Annotated in this window: 16 protein-coding genes; 9 read left to right on the top strand and 7 right to left on the bottom strand. The window is 66.3% G+C overall.

Annotated elements, in window-relative coordinates:
• From ACNSN4_RS15390 to ACNSN4_RS15380, 3 genes are all read left to right on the top strand, one after another.
• Positions 1 to 615: a YIP1 family protein gene (locus ACNSN4_RS15390; protein WP_418286722.1), complete on the top strand. Its 615-nt coding sequence runs from the start codon at positions 1 to 3 to the stop codon at positions 613 to 615.
• Positions 616 to 749: 134 nt separating this feature from the next.
• Positions 750 to 2,906, top strand: coding sequence for a DHH family phosphoesterase (locus tag ACNSN4_RS15385; RefSeq protein WP_418286721.1), 2,157 nt, complete (start codon positions 750 to 752; stop codon positions 2,904 to 2,906).
• Positions 2,907 to 3,061: 155 nt separating this feature from the next.
• Positions 3,062 to 3,643, top strand: a complete 582-nt coding sequence (locus ACNSN4_RS15380; RefSeq protein WP_418286720.1) for a DoxX family protein — start codon at positions 3,062 to 3,064, stop codon at positions 3,641 to 3,643.
• 35 nt (positions 3,644 to 3,678) lie between these two features.
• Here ACNSN4_RS15380 and fer read toward each other — a convergent pair whose 3' ends face one another.
• A complete protein-coding gene (gene fer, locus ACNSN4_RS15375) occupies positions 3,679 to 4,335 on the bottom strand; it encodes a ferredoxin Fer (RefSeq protein ID WP_418286719.1) in 657 nt (218 codons plus the stop codon).
• A 164-nt stretch (positions 4,336 to 4,499) separates the two neighbouring features.
• On the opposite strand from fer, the gene fen reads away from it, so the two are divergent.
• The 4 genes from fen to gcvPB all read left to right on the top strand — a co-directional run bounded on the left by fen (position 4,500) and on the right by gcvPB (position 8,992).
• Positions 4,500 to 5,477, top strand: coding sequence for a flap endonuclease-1 (gene fen, locus ACNSN4_RS15370; protein ID WP_418286718.1), 978 nt, complete (start codon positions 4,500 to 4,502; stop codon positions 5,475 to 5,477).
• A gap of 246 nt (positions 5,478 to 5,723) precedes the next feature.
• Positions 5,724 to 6,104, top strand: coding sequence for a glycine cleavage system protein GcvH (gcvH, locus tag ACNSN4_RS15365; protein ID WP_418286717.1), 381 nt, complete (start codon positions 5,724 to 5,726; stop codon positions 6,102 to 6,104).
• Between the two features lie 113 nt (positions 6,105 to 6,217).
• Positions 6,218 to 7,558 carry an aminomethyl-transferring glycine dehydrogenase subunit GcvPA gene (gene gcvPA, locus ACNSN4_RS15360; protein ID WP_418286716.1) on the top strand — a complete coding sequence of 447 codons (1,341 nt, stop codon included), beginning with the start codon at positions 6,218 to 6,220 and terminating at the stop codon, positions 7,556 to 7,558.
• Positions 7,559 to 8,992, top strand: coding sequence for an aminomethyl-transferring glycine dehydrogenase subunit GcvPB (gene gcvPB / locus ACNSN4_RS15355; RefSeq protein WP_418286715.1), 1,434 nt, complete (start codon positions 7,559 to 7,561; stop codon positions 8,990 to 8,992).
• A 62-nt stretch (positions 8,993 to 9,054) separates the two neighbouring features.
• Here gcvPB and ACNSN4_RS15350 read toward each other — a convergent pair whose 3' ends face one another.
• Positions 9,055 to 9,954 (bottom strand): DUF6159 family protein, encoded by a 900-nt coding sequence (locus tag ACNSN4_RS15350; RefSeq protein ID WP_418286714.1) that lies wholly within the window; start codon positions 9,952 to 9,954, stop codon positions 9,055 to 9,057.
• Positions 9,955 to 10,073: 119 nt separating this feature from the next.
• On the opposite strand from ACNSN4_RS15350, the gene ACNSN4_RS15345 reads away from it, so the two are divergent.
• The gene (locus ACNSN4_RS15345) at positions 10,074 to 11,069 is read left to right on the top strand and encodes an NADP-dependent phosphogluconate dehydrogenase (RefSeq protein WP_418286713.1); all 996 of its coding nucleotides are present in this window, start codon (positions 10,074 to 10,076) and stop codon (positions 11,067 to 11,069) included.
• A 111-nt stretch (positions 11,070 to 11,180) separates the two neighbouring features.
• Positions 11,181 to 11,525: a DUF5802 family protein gene (locus ACNSN4_RS15340; protein ID WP_418286839.1), complete on the top strand. Its 345-nt coding sequence runs from the start codon at positions 11,181 to 11,183 to the stop codon at positions 11,523 to 11,525.
• A 40-nt stretch (positions 11,526 to 11,565) separates the two neighbouring features.
• On the opposite strand, the gene carB is transcribed toward ACNSN4_RS15340, so the two are convergent.
• The 5 genes from carB to ACNSN4_RS15315 all read right to left on the bottom strand — a co-directional run bounded on the left by carB (position 11,566) and on the right by ACNSN4_RS15315 (position 18,681).
• Positions 11,566 to 14,790, bottom strand: coding sequence for a carbamoyl-phosphate synthase large subunit (gene carB, locus ACNSN4_RS15335; protein WP_418286712.1), 3,225 nt, complete (start codon positions 14,788 to 14,790; stop codon positions 11,566 to 11,568).
• A 306-nt stretch (positions 14,791 to 15,096) separates the two neighbouring features.
• Positions 15,097 to 15,312 (bottom strand): hypothetical protein, encoded by a 216-nt coding sequence (locus ACNSN4_RS15330; RefSeq protein ID WP_418286711.1) that lies wholly within the window; start codon positions 15,310 to 15,312, stop codon positions 15,097 to 15,099.
• Between the two features lie 111 nt (positions 15,313 to 15,423).
• Complete coding sequence (locus ACNSN4_RS15325) at positions 15,424 to 15,957, bottom strand: DUF5815 family protein (RefSeq protein ID WP_418286710.1); 534 nt, start codon at positions 15,955 to 15,957, stop codon at positions 15,424 to 15,426.
• Positions 15,958 to 16,031: 74 nt separating this feature from the next.
• A complete protein-coding gene (locus ACNSN4_RS15320) occupies positions 16,032 to 16,361 on the bottom strand; it encodes a hypothetical protein (protein ID WP_418286709.1) in 330 nt (109 codons plus the stop codon).
• Positions 16,362 to 16,458: 97 nt separating this feature from the next.
• Positions 16,459 to 18,681 carry a CDC48 family AAA ATPase gene (locus ACNSN4_RS15315; protein WP_418286708.1) on the bottom strand — a complete coding sequence of 741 codons (2,223 nt, stop codon included), beginning with the start codon at positions 18,679 to 18,681 and terminating at the stop codon, positions 16,459 to 16,461.
• Between the last annotated feature and the right edge of the window lie 109 nt (positions 18,682 to 18,790).

Genomic DNA, 18,790 nt, shown 5'->3' with positions numbered 1-18,790 from the left:
GTGACATCGTGGATCGACGATCCGGAAGGCGGTCGGGCGCGAGGCCCCCGCGGGCTCGCTCGGGCGTGGATCGAGGCGCTGGTTCGGCCGCGGCGGCTCTTCGCGAACGGCGTCGCCCGGGGGGATCAGGCACCCGCGCTGACGTTTGCGGTCGCCGTCGCCGCGGCGTTCACCCTCGGGTGGATCGGTGTCGAGCCGAGCGTCGTACCGGGAATCGTCGAGTCCCCGGCGCTCTCCGCGGTCATCCTGTTCCTCGTCGTGGTCGCCCTGGCGGCACCGGTCGGCCTCCATCTCACGGCCGCGGTCGCGACGGTCTCCGTGATCGTCGCCAGCGTCGAGCTCGTCGACGGGCTCTCCCTGCGCGACCGCGGCGGGGTGAGCGAGACGGTGCAGGTCGTCGCGTACGCGAGTTCACCGATGGCGCTCGCGGGACCGCCGATCCCGGAGCTCCGAGTCGTCTGCGGGGCGTACGCGACCGTGCTGCTGTTAATCGGCTTTCGAACCGTCCACGGAACGACGCCGCTTCGCACGCTCGTCGCCGGGATTCCGCCGGCCTTGCTCGGGTACGGCGTCGGGTACCGCGCCCTCGCTTCGCTTCGCGCGTTGGTCGGGTAACAGGCTGTCAGATCGTGTGTAACTCCGTGACTCCGGCGCTCCGGCCGCTCGCATGCTCATCGGGATCAACCGTCCCGGCGCTCTCAGGCAGGTTTCGACAACCGTTTTAGGGCTGGGCTATTGGTTGTACTCAAATGGGATCTTGCATCATCTGTGGCGTCGATGTCGACGGTGGCGGGCGCATCTGTGACCCGCATCAAGAAGACGTCGTGTTCGACTTTCGTGGCGATTCCCCGAGCCAACTCGTCCCCTCTCGGTTTTACCGCGGCGTCGTCGACGGCTACGCGGAGTTCGGCGTGTTTATCGATCTCGCCCCCGGCGTAACGGGGCTGTTGCACCGTTCCGAGCTCGATCGCCGCCTCGACAGTCTCGACTGGGAGCCGGGCGACGAGGTGTTCGTGCAGGTGAAAGGCGTCCGCGACAACGGAAACATCGACCTCGGATGGTCGATTCGACAGGCAGACCGCGAGTTCCGTGGCGTCCTCGTTCAGGAAAGCGATACGGAACACCCTCCCGAGGAGGACGCCGAAGACGCCGCCGAAGATACGGAAGACGCCGCCGAAGATACGGAAGAAACCGACGAGGACTCAGTAGACGACGCAGACACTACGGACGGCGACGAGGACGGCGACGAGGACTGCGACGACACCGTCGACAACGACGGGAGCAGCCCGACTGTCGAGAGCGACGCAACCGACGAGAGCGAAACCGACGAGAGCGACGCAACCGACGACCATTCCGAGGATACCGATGTCGACCGCGCCGGTGCCGCCGAGAGCGAGCCCGACGACGAGCGTGAGCGTGTCGAGATCGGCACTCTCTCGGACACCGTTGGCGAGTCGGTCCGGATCGACGGCGAAGTGGTCAGCGTCCGACAGACCGGCGGACCGACCGTGTTCGAGCTCCGCGACGAGACGGGAATCGTCGATGTCGCCGCGTTCGTCGAGCCGGGCGTCCGGGCGCACCCGGACGTCGAAGTCGGTGACGTGGTCCGAATCGACGGTGAGGTCGAGAGCCACCGCGGTGACGTGCAGGTCGAATCCGAGGCGCTGGTGCTCCTCGATGGCGACGACGGCGACGCGGTCCGTCGCCGACTCGCCGAGGCGCTCTCCGACGAGGCCCGGCCCGAGGGACTCCAGCCGCTCGCCGGCGACGAAGCGGTCGCGCAACTCGCGGACGGGCTCCTCGACGCCGCCGAAGCGATCCGGCGTGCGGTCCTCGAATCCCGGCCGATAGTCGTTCGTCATCCGGCCACCGCCGACGGCTACGTCGCCGGTGCGGCCGTCGAACGCGCCGTCCTGCCGCTGATCCGCGCGGAACACGCCAAGAGCGACGCCGAGTACCACTACTTCACGCGCCGACCGCTCGACGACCCGGTGTACGGGATGGACCCGGCCACGAACGACGCGACACGAATGTTACAGGACCGCGACCGTCACGACGAGAAGCTCCCGCTGTTCCTGCTCGTCGGCACCGGATCCACCGTCGAGTCGGCAGACGGGATCGACCTACTGTCCGTGTACGGCGTCGACGCGGTCGTCGTCGACGCCGCGGTCGCGGACCCCGAGACCCGCGACGCGGTCGACACCCTCGTGTCCCCCGACATCGAATCGGTAGACGCGAACCTCTCGACCGGCGCGCTCGTCGCGTCGCTGGCGTCCGCGGTCAACGACGAGGTTCGCGAGGACCTCCGACACCTGCCCGCCGTGAGCTACTGGGAGGACACTCCGCAGCGATACACCGACCTCGCACACGAGGCCGGATACGACGTCGAGCGCGTCGCCGAACTGCGCGAGGCGATCGCCCTCGAGGCGTACTATCAGTCGTATCAGGACAAGCGCGAGCTCGTCGCCGACCTGCTCTTCGAGGACGGCGGCAACCTCGCTGCGCACGTCTCCGAACAGTTCCGCGAGAAGCTGGAGACCGAGGTCAAGACGGCGACAGCGAACGTCGTGACCGAGGCGGTCGACGGGGTCGAGTTCGCCGTGCTCGACACCGACGGCTACACGCACCGATACGACTTCCCGCCGACGCCGCTGCTTCTGGACGATCTCCACCGCCGAAACGCGGACGGCGAGGCGTACGCGACCGTCGGCATCGGAACCGACGAGCTGTACCTCCGGACGACTGCGGACGTCTCCGTCCGCGACGTCGCCAAGCGAACCGCCGAGCTCGCGCCCGCGGCGGACGTGACGACCGCTGGCCTTCGGGAAGGGAAAATCGAGTTCCTCTCGGGCGAGCGCGACGCGGTCGAGGACGCCGTCGTCGCGGCCGTCGCGGAAGCGTTCTGAAGAAACCTACGGGGAACGCGGTTCGATCGGCGGAACGTGCGGATACGTTCCCGATCGTTACCGGTTTCTCGTACTCCCTTAAATAAATATACGGTCTTTTTTACCGATACCTTATTGCCGATGTGTTAATCAGTTGAGCACGGGTGCTTACAACTATGGCTACGCAACCATCGGAACGAACGCTCCGTTCGGAGCTACTGGGACGTAACGTCGAGTTCAACTACTCCGAGACGTGGCTCGCCTACTCCATGCTCGGGTTACGAGTCGTGATGGCGTGGGTCTTCCTCCAAGCCGGATTAGAGAAGCTGTTCGAGGGGGGCATCGGCGACCCGCTCGCGTGGAGTTCGGTCGGGTTCCTCCAGAACGCGATCGCAGACGCAAACCCCCTTCAGGGACTGTTCCTCTTCTTCGCCGATTACGCGGCGATCATCGATCCGATGGTCGTGTTCGGCCAGATTCTGATCGGGTTGGCGCTGTTGTTTGGCATCTTCTTCCGGTTCGCCGCGTTGATGGGGGCGCTGATGATGGCGATGTTCTGGACGGCGGCGTGGAACGGCGGGCTGATGCAAGGGTTCCCGATGGACCACGGTTACTTCATCGACAGCTCGTTCGTGTACATGCTCCTGCTGTTCGGGCTCGGCGCGTGGGGCGCGGGTCGGATCCTCGGCGTGGATAGGATGTTAGAAGAGACCGATTTCGTCAGGTCCAACCCGTGGATGCGGTACCTCCTCGGCTAGTCGAACCGGACCGTTGTTCCGTATTTTTCGTCCCGTCACCGCCGCGTGAACGGCCCCGGCGGCAGGATGAGCTCGTCCAGTTCGTCTCGGTGCTTGACGTTGAACACGACTTTGAGCTCGTCGGTCACGGGGTACCCGTTACACGAGAGGCGGAATCCGCGCGCCGCCAGGTCTTCGGGCATGATGTGGTTCGCCGGCTGTGACAGTTCGCCCTCGACCACGAAGACGGCGCAGTTCGCGCAGGCGCCGCCCCGACACGAAAAGGGCCAGCCGAAGCCGCGGTTCTCGGCGGCTTCGAGGAGGCTCTCGTCCGGTTGGACGAGGATCCGACCGTGCTCGACGTCGGCGAGGTCGGCGTGTGACGCCTTCGAGAAGAGGTCGTCGTCGTCGAGCGACCAGCCGTAGTCGGCGAGCACGTCGTAATCGAGGAACTCCACGCGGACCGGGTCGACGCCGGCCGTGCCGTCCTCGTCACCGATGTCGATGTCGACGCGATCAGCCCCGTCACCGTCTCGACTACCGTTTCGGTCACGCGATTCGAGCTCCTGATAGGCGCGTCTGACGAGCTGGAACTCCTCGAGCGTGCCGCCCTGATCCGGGTGAGCCCGTTTCACCCGCTCCCGGTACGCGCGCTCGATCGCCGCGTCGTCGGCGTCCTCGTCGACTCCCAACACCTCGAACGGCGAGACCATTCGCTACCGGCAGGTACTCGATTGAGATACATAAACGCCCCACAAGGCGGCAGCGACACGCGGGTGGAAGACAGCGACGCGCGGGTGGAAGACAGCGGCGCCCGGAAGAGCGGTCCGCCTCGCGGGTCGATGGTTTAAGACCGACGCGACCGACGTATCGCGTAATGGGAAACGCGGACTTGCGCGATCTCGCATCGATTCGCGAGGTCGCCTTCGAGGAGATCGAGGGGAGCGTCGTCGCCGTCGACGCGCACAACTGGCTGTATCGATACCTCACGACGACGGTCAAGTGGACGTCCGACGAGGCGTACACGACCGCGGACGGCACGGAGGTCGCGAACCTGATCGGCGTCGTCCAGGGGCTTCCGAAGTTCTTCGAACACGACCTCGTCCCGGTGCTGGTGTTCGACGGCGCGGTCACCGAGCTGAAGGCGGACGAGGTCGCGGACAGACGCGCGAAACGCGAGGTCGCCGAGGAACGCCGCGCGGCCGCCGCGGAGCGCGGTGACGCCGTCGAAGCGGCCCGGCTGGAGGCTCGGACGCAGCGACTCACGGACACGATCCAGGAGACGACTCGCGAACTGCTCCGTCTGCTAGACGTGCCGATCGTTGAGGCCCCAGCCGAGGGAGAGGCGCAGTGCGCGCACATGGCGGCGACCGGGACCGTCGACCACGCCGGTAGCGAGGACTACGACACGCTGCTGTTCGGCGCTCCCACGACGCTCCGGCAGCTCACGAGCAAGGGAAATCCGGAGCTGATGGACCTCGCGGCGACGCTCGCCGACCTCGGGGTGGACCGACAGGGTCTCGTCGATATCGCCATGCTCTGCGGGACCGATTTCAACGAGGGCATTCACGGAATCGGACCGAAGACCGCGGTCGACGCCGTGAGGGAACACGGGGATCTGTGGGGCGTTCTCGACGCTCGCGACGCCGAGATCGCGAACGCGAGTGCGGTTCGCGAGCTGTTCATGAACCCCCCTGCGACCGACGTCGACGTCGACACCGCGGTGAACCCGGACGTCGAGGCGGCACGGGCCTACGTCGTCGACGAGTGGGGAGTCGCTCCCGACGAGGTCGAACGCGGCTTCGAGCGGATCGCGGAGTCGCAGGTGCAAACCGGGCTCGACCGGTGGACGTGATGGTGAACCGATTCGAGCGGTTCGACCCGACAGATCCGGCGTCTCGTTACCGGTAGTCGCTCTGGCGTGGGCTCCGGGAACATACCTTTTATTTCCTCTTCGTCAGAAGGGTGACGTACACATGTCGTGGACGACGTCTCGACCGCGAGCCGCTCTCACGCCCGGCCGATCGATCGGGTCTCAGTGCGGCACCAAGCCGGTGTCTCACATGCCGAATCGAGCGCCCCACGACGACTCCCCTTACCAATGAGCTTCGAAGTTCCCGACGAGCTACGATACCTGGAATCGCACGAGTGGACGACGACCGACAGCGACCCCGTTCGAATCGGCGTCTCGGATTTCGCACAAGACGAACTCGGTGACGTCGTCTTCGTCGAGCTGCCCGAGGTGGGCGACGAGGTCACGGGCGGCGAGCCGTTCGGCGTCGTCGAGTCGATCAAGGCCGTCTCTGACCTGTACGCGCCGGTTTCTGGCGAAGTCGTCGCCGTCAACGAGGAGCTGTTCGACCGACCGGAACTCGTCAACGAAGACCCGTACGGCGGCGGCTGGATGATCGAAGTTGACCCGGACGGCGGCGAAGCCGACGGGCTGCTCGACGCGGACGCGTACAACGAACAGATCGCCTGAATCGAGCGACATCCACGGGACGCCGACATCGGACACACAACCATGACTGATCCATGTGCGGACGAACGGAACGGGTATCGAAGCGAGGACCACCGCGCGTACGAGGTGATCGCATGAGCGGCCGAAACGCCGACGGACGAGGCACGCCGTACGCGCCGCACACCGACGCCGAGACCGCGGCGATGCTCGATGTCATCGGCGTCGACGACGAGGAGGCGCTGTTCGACATCCCGGACGACGTCTCGTTCGACGGGAAATTCGGTATCGAACCGCGCACGGAGCGAGAGATCCGGGACGAGTGCTCGCGGATGGTCGCCCGCAACGACGACCTCGTCGAGTTCCTCGGTCGGGGGCACTACGGTCACTACGTTCCGAGCGTCGTCGATCACCTCTCGGACCGCGCCGAGTTCCTCACGAGCTACACCCAGTACCAACCGGAGATCTCGCAGGGGTTCCTGCAGGCGCTGTTCGAGTACCAGTCGATGCTCGTCGAGCTGACGGGACTCCCGATCGCGAACTGCTCGATGTACGACGCGGCGACGGCGCTCGGCGAGGCGGCGACGCTCGCCGACCGAGTCCGATCGGTCACCGGGGACGTGGTCCTCGTCCCCGAGCACCTCCGCGACGGGAAACGCGAGGTGTTGGCGAACTACTGCGCTGGCGCCGACTTGACGATTGAATCGTACCCGATGGACGACGGCACCGCCGACGTCGACGCCCTCGGCGACCGCGTTGGTGACGACGTGGTGATGGTGTACGCCGAGAGCCCGACCGTTCGCGGCTGCATCGAGGAACAACTCGCGGCAATCGGCGACGTCGCGGCCGACGCCGACGCGCTGTTCACGCTCGGCTCGGACGTGGTCTCGCTGTCGGTGCTCGAACGTCCCGCCGACGTCGGCGCAGACGTGGTCGTCGGCGAGGCGGGGACGCTCGGGCTCCCGACCGCATACGGGATGGGACTCGGCATCTTCGCCTGTCGCGACGACTACCTCCGGCAGGTTCCCGGTCGCCTCGTGGGGGCGAGCGAAGACGCGAACGGAGACCGCGCGTTCACGCTCACCCTCCAGACCCGCGAACAACACATTCGAAAGGAGCGAGCGACCTCCAACATCTGTACGAATCAGGCGTGGGTGGCACTCCGGGCGGCCATCCACGCGGCGACGCTCGGCTCCTCGGGCCTCGTCGACCTCGCGAACGACTGCGTACGCGAGGCGTCGGCCCTCGCGGATCGTCTCGACGAACTCAACGGCGCGATCGCGCCGGTGCACGACCGTCACCACCTCCGGGAGTTCGCGGTGCGCGTCGACCAGCCGGCGCCGGCGATCGCCGCGGATCTCGAAGATGAGGGCTTCGCCGTCCACGTCATCGGCGACCACCTACTGCAGGTGTGCGTCACCGACCTGAACGCCGGACAGGCGGACGGTCTCGTCGCCGCCTTCGAGGAGGTGATCTGAGTGATTCACGACCAAGCGACGTACACCCGCGAAGAACAGGACGTCAACGAACCGTTGCTCTCCGAGAAGGGCGAGACGGCCGTCGACGTGACGGAGTCGTCCCCGCTGCCGGACGAGTTGACACGCGACACGCTCACGCTCCCCGAACCCTCGGAGCCGGAGATCGCGCGGCACTACACCCGGCTCTCGCAGATGAACTGGGCGATCGACTCCGGACCGTATCCGCTCGGAAGCTGTACGATGAAGTACAACCCGAAGTTCACCGAGGACGTCGCCGCCGATCCGAACGCGGCGGTCCACCCCGACCGCTCGGAGCGGTCCGTGCAGGGGAACCTCGAACTGCAGTACCGGCTCCAGCGATTCCTCGCGGACATCGGCGGCATGGACGCCGTCACGCTCCAGCCGCCCGCCGGTGCCGCGGGCGAGTTCACCGGGATCCTCGTCGCGAAGGCGTACCACGAGCATCACGGTAACGACCGGTCGGAAGTCGTGATTCCGGCGTCGGCCCACGGAACGAACTTCGCGACCGCCGCGACCGCGGGCTACGACGTCGTCGAGCTCCCGTCCGGCGACGACGGACGAGTCGACGTCGAGGCGCTGGAAGCCGCCGTCGGCGACGACACGGCCGCGCTCATGTTGACCAACCCGAACACGGTCGGGTTGTTCGAGCGCGACATCACGGAGATAGCCGACATCGTCCACGACGCGGGGGGACTGCTGTACTACGACGGCGCGAACCTCAACGCGCTGCTGGGTCGCGGGCGCCCCGGGGACATGGGGTTCGACGTGATGCACTACAACGTTCACAAGACGTTCGCGACGCCGCACGGCGGTGGCGGTCCCGGCGCCGGTCCGGTCGGCGTCGTCGACGAACTCGCGGAGTTCCTCCCCTCCCCGCAGGTCCGAGAGAAGTCCGGCGGTGGCGGCTACGAGCGGTTCGACCCCGAGCACACGATAGGCAAGGTCCACGGGTTCACCGGCAACTGGCTCGTCCTCGTGAAGACGTACGCGTACATCGCGCGACTCGGCGACGAGGGGCTCGCGGACGCGGCCGCGAAGGCGGTGCTCAACGCGAACTACCTCGCCGAACGACTCGACTTAGACGTGCCGTACGGCCCGTTCCACCACGAGTTCGCGGCGACCGCGGGCGACCGCGACGCCGCGGACGTCGCCAAGCGGATGCTCGACTTCGGCGTCCACCCACCGACGACGAAGTGGCCGGAGATGGTTCCGGAAGCGATGCTCACCGAGCCGACGGAGATCGAGGGGCGATCGTCGCTCGACGACCTCGCCGCGGCGTTCAATCTCGCGTACGACGACACCGACGAGGCGCTCGATGCCGCGCCGAACCGCACCGCGGTCGGCCGCATCGATCAGGTCGGCGCGGCACGAAACCCGCGGCTGTCGTGGCAGGCGCTCGACGGCGAGGAGTGACGACTGCGCCGGCGCCGGTCTGGGCTCGTCCGAGTTAAATCGCGAGTCTGTCTTCCTTCTTTTTAAAGCGTATCCCGCGTCCCTGCGTTTCCGGGAGACGCCCGTTTCTCGGTCCGTCCGCCGAGCGTCTCGAACTCGAAGTTCTCGAACTGCGAGGGTGCCCGGCCCTCGGCCGCGTACACGTACAGCGCGGTCTTCGCGACGCCCCAGATCGTCTGGCTGAGGAGGTAGGTGGTCGCGAGCGCGACGGCGAGAAGCACCACCGCGAGGATCCCGCCCGCGGCGGGGAAGAACGCAGCGAGCGGCAGCGACACCGCGAGCGCCGCGACGGCGAGAACGATCCCGAACAGGCCGACGACGAGCGTGATTCCGAAGCCCGCACCGAGCGTTTCGCCCCACGTGTTTCGGAAGGTGTCGGTGCTCCGCGAGAACATCGAGGTGACGGAGACGTCCTCGAAGACGATCACGGGGACGATGAAGAACGTCATGATCGCCCAGCCGACCGCGAAGAGCGCACCGAGGAGTCGAGCGATCGGGTTGTCGGCGTCTTCGATGGCCTTGAGCACGACGCTCACCGTCGCGGAAATAAGCGACCACGCGACGATCGGACCGACCCGATCGCTGACGGCGGCGAGACTCTCACGAACGCTCGGGTCGCGGCCGTGGAACGCCTCGTTGGTCGCGTGCACGAGCCCGGCGGCGGCGTAGGTGCTGAGGAACGTCGTCGCGAAGTACCAGACGAACAGCGCGACGTACTCCAGTCCGCTACCCACCAGATTCGCGATCAACATCGGGACGAAAAAGACGATCAGAAAGGCGGCGCTCGCAAGTCCGGCAAGCAGGGGAAAGAGCACCAGTTCGGGATTGTCGCGGATGACGTTCGCGCTGTCCTTCGTCAGCGTCCACCCCGTTTTGATCCGGTCGAAAAAGCCGATTCGGCGAGCGGGCGTTCCGGGTACCATGCCGGTCATGGTGTCGTCTCGGTATTTATATCGAGGGGTCTGGCGGGCGCTGTCCGTCCTCGTTGCTGGCGAGATCATCGTGATCGGCGGCGGCGTCTAGCGCCGCTGTTCGCGCGGAGATGACCCACCACGGTACGGTCGGTCCGGTCGATGCCAGAACCGGAACCACTACGGCGAACCGTCGCCACCCCTCGCGCATGCAACTCGGCGTCATCGGACTCGGACGGATGGGACAGATCGTCGCGAATCGGTCGACGGACGCGGGCCACGACGTGGTCGCGTTCGACCTCTCGGCGGAGGCGACGGCGACCGCGGCGGAGAACGGCGCGGAGCCTGCGGACTCCGTCGCGGATCTGTGCGATCGGTTGGACGACGCCGGCGAATCGGGCAAACGGATCTGGCTCATGGTTCCCGCCGGCGAGCCGGTGGACGCCACGCTCGCGGATCTCGAACCGCACCTCGACGGCGACGACGTGGTCGTCGACGGCGGCAACTCGCAGTTTCACGAATCCGTGCGGCGCGCCGAGGGGACCGACGCCGCGTACCTCGACTGCGGAACGTCGGGCGGCCCGGCGAGCGCCGAGGAGGGTTTCTCGCTGATGATCGGCGGCCCGGCGTGGGCCTACGAGGCGATGGTCCCCGTCTTCGACGCCGTGGCGACCGGCCCCGACGGTCACGACCGCATGGGGGCGTCCGGGTCGGGCCACTACGTGAAGATGGTCCACAACGGCGTCGAGTACGCGCTGATGCAGGCGTACGGCGAGGGATTCGAACTGCTCACCGAGGGTCGGTACGACCTCGACATGGAGAGCGTCGCGCGGACGTGGAACAACGGCGCCGTGATCCGGTCGTGGCTCCTCGAACTGTGCGAGGAGGCGTTCCGCGAGGAAGGGTCCGATCTCGGCGACGTCGCCGATCACATCGCGGGCGGTTCGACGGGAACGTGGACCGTCGAGGAGGCGCTCGAACAGGAGGTTCCGGTGCCGATCATTTATCAGGCGCTCGCGGAGCGGTTCGACTCGCGGAACGAGGGCCGCTTCTCGCGGCGTCTCGCGAACCGGCTGCGGTACGGCTTCGGCCGCCACGAGGTCGCACGACGCGGCGACGAAGCGTAGATCGCTCGACGTAGCGGTGCGGAACCGGTTTCTGCCGACTTCCGTCGAGGTTCGAGAGTGGTATCCGAGTAACACTTATATACGGCCGTGTCAGAGGATCTCATGCATAGAATGTTCGAGCGATTTTCGAGCGGCTACTACCTGGGGGAACTGTACGTGGAACCCCATGACGGCGAACGGGCCGTCATCCAGCGGGTCGACCACGAACACGTCAACGAACAGCTGTACGCGGACGGCGAGGGAGTCGAGCGACTCGACGCCCCGCTCGTCATGAAGGTCGGCGGCGGCCACATCCCGGTCGGCGGTGACGACGATGTCCCGAGCGGCACGCTCGCGATCCCCCACAAAATTGCGGACGAAACGCTTCCGGACCGTCGGAACGTGTTGTTGGCGGACGCCGACCGCGCCGAGACGCTGCTGCGCTGGGAAGGGTGGGAGCCGTTCGCGAACGTCTAGGTTCGGGGCGTCGACCGCGGTCCCGACGTCTCGCTGCCGTCTACTCCGCTGCGCCCCACTTCTCGACGCGCTTCGGGCGGTCCGAGACCGCCATCACGTCGAGGTCGTCACCGGCGTGCGCGATCGCTTCGAGCGCCGCCTTCGCGGAGGCGTGCGTCGAGAAGTAGGTGATCTCCTCTTCGACGGCGACCTCCAGCAACTTGCGCTGACGCGAGACGATGAGGTCGATCTCGCCGCGGCGCGCCGCCTCGACGAGGTCCGTCGCCGTCGACAGTTCGAAGTGCTCGGCGTAGCCCTCGACGAGCGCTTCGCCCGCCTCGGTGTCCGGATCCGGGAACTCTTCGGCGGAGAGGTCGACGACGGCCGTTCCGGACTCGGGAATCGGCTTGCCCGTCGAGTCCTGTGCCTTATCGTACGCCTTGCCGAACGAGGTCGCCGTACCCATCACCTCGCCGGTCGATTTCATTTCCGGGCCGAGCCGCGGGTCCGAGCCCGGAAGCCGGTCGAACGGAAGCACGACCTCCTTCACGCTGCGGTGTTCCGGAATCTGCTCGTCGACACCGAGGTCCGCGAGCGAGAGGTCGTCCGTCATCACCTTCGCGGCGAGCTTCGCGATGGGAACCCCCGTCGCCTTCGAGACGAACGGAACGGTCCGCGAGGAGCGCGGGTTCGCCTCAAGCACGTACACCTCCGGCTCGACGTCGTCGTCGTGGACGCCCGTCACCGCGAGTTGGACGTTGAGGAGGCCGACCGTATCGAGTGCGCGAGCGATGTTCTCGGTGACCTCACGGACGCGTCCCAGCGTCTCGTCGTCGAGCGACCGCGGCGGGATCATGCAGGCGGAGTCACCGGAGTGGACGCCCGCGCTCTCGACGTGTTCCATGACGCCGCCGATCAGCACGTCCTCTCTATCGGCCACGGCGTCCACGTCCAGTTCGACCGCGTCGTCGAGGAACTGGTCGATGAGGATCGGCTTATCGGGCGAGACGCGGACCGCCTCCTCGATGTAGTGTTCCAACTCCGCGTCGTCCTCGACCACGCGCATCGCGCGACCGCCGAGCACGTAGGAGGGGCGGACGAGGACCGGGTACCCGATTTGGTGGGCGAGATCGAGCGCTTCCTTGCGGCTCGTCGCGGTGCCGCCCTCCGGCTGTGCGATTCCCATCTCGTCCATCAAGAGGTTGAACCGGTCGCGGTCTTCGGCCAGGTCCATCGCCTCGACGCTCGTCCCCAAGATCGAGCAGTCGAGGCCGCGGCGGTCGATTTCCGCCTTGAGCGGCTCGCCGATATTCACCGAGGTCTGCCCGCCGAACTGGACCATCACGCCGTCGGCCCCGGTCGCCTCGGCCACGTCGGCGACCTCCTCGGCGGAGATCGGGTCGAAGAACAGCCCGTCGGAGGTGTCGTAGTCCGTCGAGACCGTCTCGGGGTTGTTGTTGACGACGTGCGCCTCGATTCCGAGTTCGCGGAGCGCCTGTACCGCGTGAACCGAGCAGTAGTCGAACTCGACGCCCTGTCCGATCCGGATCGGTCCGCCGCCGACGACGACCACGCTGTCGACGCTCTTGTCGACGACGAGCTCGCCCGCGGCGGCGTCGCCTTTCAGGGGTCCGCGGTTGAACTCCGACTGCCGGGCGGAGTAGTAGTAGGGGGTCTGCGCGGCGAACTCGCCGGCGCAGGTGTCGACCTGCTTGTACGTCCGTCCGGGGACGTCCTCCTCGACCGCGTCGACGTCGACGCCGCCACCGGCGAGCGCCGCGATCTCGGTGTTGGTGTGACCCGCGGTCGCCGCCGGGGCGAACTCGCCGTCTTGGGCGGCCTGTGCCGAGTCGCTGACCCGCTTGAACCGTTCGAGGTACCACGGTTCGATTCCCGTCAGCGACTCGACACTGTCGAGGGTGTAGCCGCGGTCGAACGCCTCGAAGATCGCGTACGGACGATCGGGCGTGGGCGTTTCGAGGTAGTCGCGTTCGAGCGTGTCGTCGTCGATGTCCACCCAGTCGACCGCCGGATTGTACTCGGAGGAGCGAAGCGATTTCAGGAGGCTCTCCTCGAAGTTCCGGCCGATCGCCATCGCCTCGCCGGTGGACTTCATCGCCGTGCCGAGCTCGAAGTCGACGTCGTCGAACTTGTCGATGGGCCAGCGGGGAACCTTCGTCACCACGTAGTCGATGGCGGGCTCGAAGGCGGCTGTCGTCTCGCCGGTGATCTCGTTGTCGATCTCGTGGAGGCGTTTGCCGAGCGCGACCTTCGCGGTGACGCGGGCGATCGGGTAGCCGGTCGCCTTCGAGGCGAGCGCCGACGAGCGCGACACGCGCGGGTTCACTTCCACCACGCGGTATTCGCCGCCGGGAGTCCCGTCGTCGCGCCACGCGAACTGGATGTTACAGCCGCCCTGGATGCCGAGATCGCGAATCACGCCGAGCGCGGCGTTGCGCATCTCCTGGTGCCCGTCGTCAGGGATAACCTGCGAGGGGGTGACGACCGTCGACTCGCCGGTGTGGATCCCCATCGGGTCGATGTTCTCCATGTTGCAGATGATGATACAGGAGTCGTCGGCGTCCCGCATCACCTCGTATTCCAACTCGACCCAGCCCGCGATGGACTCCGTGATCAGGACCTCGCTGTTCCGCGAGAGCCGGAGCCCCTTGCGGACGCGCTCGACGAGCTCCTCGAACTCGTCGACGACGCCGGAGCCGGAGCCGCCGAGCGTGTAGGTGGTCCGGGCGATGACCGGAAGCCCCCCGACATCGTCGACCGCGTCGCTGACGCGCTCGCGCAGCGCTCCCTCGTCGAAGTCGGTGACCGACTCGCCCTCGTCGAGTGAGATAGTCGTCGATTTCGGGACGGGCTCGCCGAGCGCCTCCATCCGCTGACGGAACAGGTCGCGGTCCTCCGTCGCGTAGATGGTGTCGAGCGGCGTCCCCATTATCTCGACGTCGTGCTCCTCCAAGATCCCCTCCTCGGCGAGCTCGGCGGTGACGTTCAGTCCCGTCTGGCCGCCGAGCCCGGCGATGACGCCGTCCGGCTCTTCGATTTTGATGACCTCCGCGATGGCCTCCGGCGTGATCGGCTCGATGTAGACCCGGTCGGCGGTCTCCGGGTCGGTCATGATCGTCGCGGGGTTCGAGTTAACCAAGACGACCCGAGCGCCTTCCTCCTGTAGTGCGCGACACGCCTGCGCGCCGGAGTAGTCAAACTCGGCCGCCTGTCCGATCTGGATCGGGCCGCTCCCGATCAGTAGAATGGTCCGGTCCTCGCTCATTATCGCCACTGAGTACGCTCATCGTAATAAGGTCGACGATAGAATACGAATCTCGCAGCGAGTTTGCGATTTTCGCAAGGTATGTGGACACATACCTACCAAGTGGTCCAGACCGATATCGAACCGTCTCGACCTGACGGACCGCTCTGAGCGTCCGTGATAGCGATCACTCCCTCGAAGATCGATAACACGAGGGCATGCGATCGGGAAACGCCTCGCTACGGAGTACACGCATGCCAGCCGCGCTCCCACGGCAGCGCTATCGCGCGCCGCCGAGTTCCCCCCGATTAGGTCTCAAGTCTCCGATTAGGTCTCAAGCCGGTACCGATACGGCCGCTCGGCGATGACCTCAACGTCGCCGCGTTCCGCCCACCGGCCGAGGACGGTCGCGATGCGGTGCGGGCTGTCGAGGTCTTTGCACTCGCCCGCGAGCGCGAGTATCTCTCGCGCCGTCAGTGGCTCGTCGGCCTCGGCGAGCACGCTGCGAATCCGCTCGTACCGGTTGTATTCACCGGCGTTCATGCGTCTTACGTACGACGGCCGAACATATAGGGTTCAGTGAGACACGAGTCGGACAAATGTCAGACACAGGGCGTGAGACTGCGTTTTGGCGCGTTTAACTCAGAGCTACGGTCACGCGTACGGGTCCTCTGCCTCGAGGTCGCGCTCGGCGCGATACTGATCGACGAACTCGCTCACGTCGAACTGTACCATCTCCGATTCGAACGTCGAGAGCGCGTCGTCGTCGGCGGCGTGGCTCACGGCGTGCTCCATCAGTTCGACGACGAGCTCGACGACGATCTCGTGGAGCCGCCGCGAGTCGAAGTCGGTCACCCACACCATCGCGTAGCCGACGTCGGCGTTCTTGCTGGCGTCGTGCGCGACGACGGCCTCCGGAAACTCCTCTAAGACGACGCCGAGGAGATGCGGCGTGTCGAACTCCGGCATCTCCTCGCTCGTCGTCTCGATGGCCTCACGGAGCACCTCGACCAAAAAGTCCGGGAGGAATCGCTCCGGGGGATGCACGTCCATTACGACGGCGTGCGTCTCGCCGCAGTCGCACGCGAATTCGCGCATACCGAGGTCCAACTCGCCGGGACCGATCGTCTCTCCGCACGGCAACTCCAGCGTGTTTTCATCGCCGCCGGGGACGCGCGGCTGGGACATAGTTCCGCTTAGACGCTGTCGAGGTTAAAAGGAGCGGAAGGCGACCGCTGTCGGGTACACGAGCGCTGTCACCGTTATTCGTAGTCCTCGTAGCCGCTCTCGTCGTCGCCGTCGTCCTCGTCATCCGCGGTCTCCCTGTCATCCCCGCTCGCCTCGTCGCCGTCGTCCTCGTCATCCGCGGTCTCCCTGTCATCCCCGCTCGCCTCGTCGCCGTCGTCTTCTACGCTCTCATCATCCCCGTCCACTTCCGTACCGCGAATGTCTACTTCGGCTTCGACTTCGATCTCGACGCCGCTCGCCTGGTAGGTCGCCTCGATCAGTTCTGCGTCGTCGCGCTCGATCTCCAGTTCGTCGGTGTCGACCTCTACTTCGACCTCCACATCGACGGTGACCTCTTCAGTCATGGTCACTGTCGACTACGGGGAGAGCAGTGAAAAAACGTCGCCGGAATCGCTCGATCGACGGCCGTCCCCAATATCGACGCGGCGACCGGCCGAGGCCCTATTGAAACCCGATCCGGCCGCTGGTGTCGCGGAGCGACTCTCTCCCGCCGCCCTTGAACTGCTGTTCGACCTCCTCGTAGTACGCGAGGATGTCCTCGTTGATCGTCGGCCGCACCGACTCCAACGCGGCCCGGAAGTGCTTCATCTCGACTTCCTCCGCGCCGTCGTCGGCGCGCAGCGCCTCGATCGCGGCCTCGCGAGCGATCCCTTCGAGGTCCGATCCGACGTAGCCGTCGGTGATCTCCGCGATCTCGCGCAGGCTCACGTCGGGAGCGAGCGGCGTGTTCTCCGTGTGGATCTCGAGGATCTGCTCGCGTCCCTCCTGGTCCGGCTGACCGATCATCACGAGCCGATCGAACCGCCCGGAGCGGAGCAGCGCCGGATCGATCATGTCCGGTCGGTTCGTCGCGCCGATGACCATCACGTCGCCCATCTCTTCGAGACCGTCGAGTTCGGTGAGCAGTTGGTTGACGACGCGCTCGGAGACGTTGTTCCCCATCTCCTGTCCGCGAGAGGGCGCGAGGCTGTCGAGCTCGTCGAAGAAGATGATCGTCGGGCTCACCTGCCGGGCCTTCCGGAAGGTCTGCCGGATCGCCTTCTCCGACTCGCCGACCCACTTCGAGAGCAGCTGTGGCCCTCTGACCGAGATGAAGTTCGCGTTCGTCTCGTTGGCGACGGCCTTCGCCATCAGCGTTTTGCCGGTGCCGGGCGGGCCGTACAACAGCACGCCTTTCGGCGCGTCGACGCCCATCCGGTCGAACTTCTCCGGCGAGCTGAGCGGCCACTCGACGGATTCCTGCACCTGCTGTTTGGCCTCGCTGAGTCCGCCGACGTCGTCCCACGAGATCTTCGGGAGCTCGACGAGTACCTCGCGCATCGCCGACGGCTCCACCTCGTTCAACGCGCCGGAGAAGTCGTCGCGCTTGACGATCATCCGGTCGATGAGGCTCGGGGGAACCTCCTCCTCGTCGAGGTCGATCTCGGGGAGGTAGCGGCGGAGCGCCTTCATCGCCGCCTCCTTGGTGAGGCTCTCGATGTCCGCGCCGACGAACCCGTGCGTCTCGTCGGCGAGGTGGTCTAAGCTTACGTCGTCGGACAGCGGCATCCCGCGGGTGTGAATCTGGAGGATCTCCTTGCGACCCACCTCGTCGGGGACGCCGATCTCGATCTCGCGGTCGAACCGGCCGGGGCGGCGGAGCGCCGGATCGACGCTGTCGACGCGGTTCGTCGCGCCGATGACGATCACCTGTCCGCGCGTCTCCAATCCGTCCATCATCGTCAACAGCTGGGCGACGACCCGGCGCTCGACCTCGCCCGTGACGTCCTCGCGTTTGGGCGCGATGGAGTCGAGCTCGTCGATGAAGATGATGGAGGGCGACTCCTCTTTGGCGTCCTCGAAGATCTCTCGGAGCTGCTGTTCGGACTCGCCGTAGTACTTCGAGATGATCTCGGGACCGGCGATCGAGAAGAACGAGGCCGACGTCTCGTTGGCGACGGCCTTGGCTAAGAGGGTCTTCCCGGTGCCCGGCGGGCCGTGCAACAGGACGCCCTGCGGCGGCTCGATCCCGAGTTTCGAGAAGATCTGCGGGTGCTTCATCGGGAGCTCGACCATCTCGCGCACTCGCTGGATCTCCCCTTGGAGCCCGCCGATGTCCTCGTAGGTGATCCCGCCGCCGGTCTTCTCGAAGCCGGAGATCGGCTCTTCGCGGAGCTCGACGTCGGTGTCCTCAGTGATCAGACAGACGCCCTCCGGCTCCGTCTCGACCGCGATGAGCGGGATCGCCTGACCGGGTGAGCGCATGAACGGATGGTTCGTCGAACTCATCACGGGGACGATGTCGCGCTCGACGACCGGCCGCTTGAGAATCTGCCGTTTCACCATGCCAGCGGCGTCGGATCCGAACTGAACCGACGCCTCTTCCGGCGGAGCGAGGACGAGCTTCTCGGCCTTTTCGGCCTCTGCTTTTCGGATGGTGACGCGTTCGCCGATGCCCACGTCGGCGTTCTGCCGGGTGAACCCGTCGACGCGGACCGTGTCCGTGTTCCAGTCCTGGCGGTCGGCGCGCCAGACCTTCGCGGCGGTCGTCTCTGCGCCCTCGATTTCGATAATGTCGCCGGGCGAGAGCTTGAGATGCAACAGCGTGTCGGGATCGAGTCGGGCGATACCGCGACCCGAGTCGTTCGGGTACGCTTTCGCCACTTCGAGTTGGACTTCGTTCATAGTTCCTCGCGGGGGTTGTCCGTAACTCCTCCCGGTTCGGGAATAAGCTTGTTGCCCCGCCAGACGCCGCCACGCGTCCCGGTGAACCCGTCGTCCGCGCAGATCCGTG

Source organism: Halorubrum marinum, from assembly GCF_048381195.1.
Taxonomy (GTDB): Archaea; Halobacteriota; Halobacteria; order Halobacteriales; family Haloferacaceae; genus Halorubrum.
This window is presented reverse-complemented; position numbering and strand designations above follow the sequence as displayed.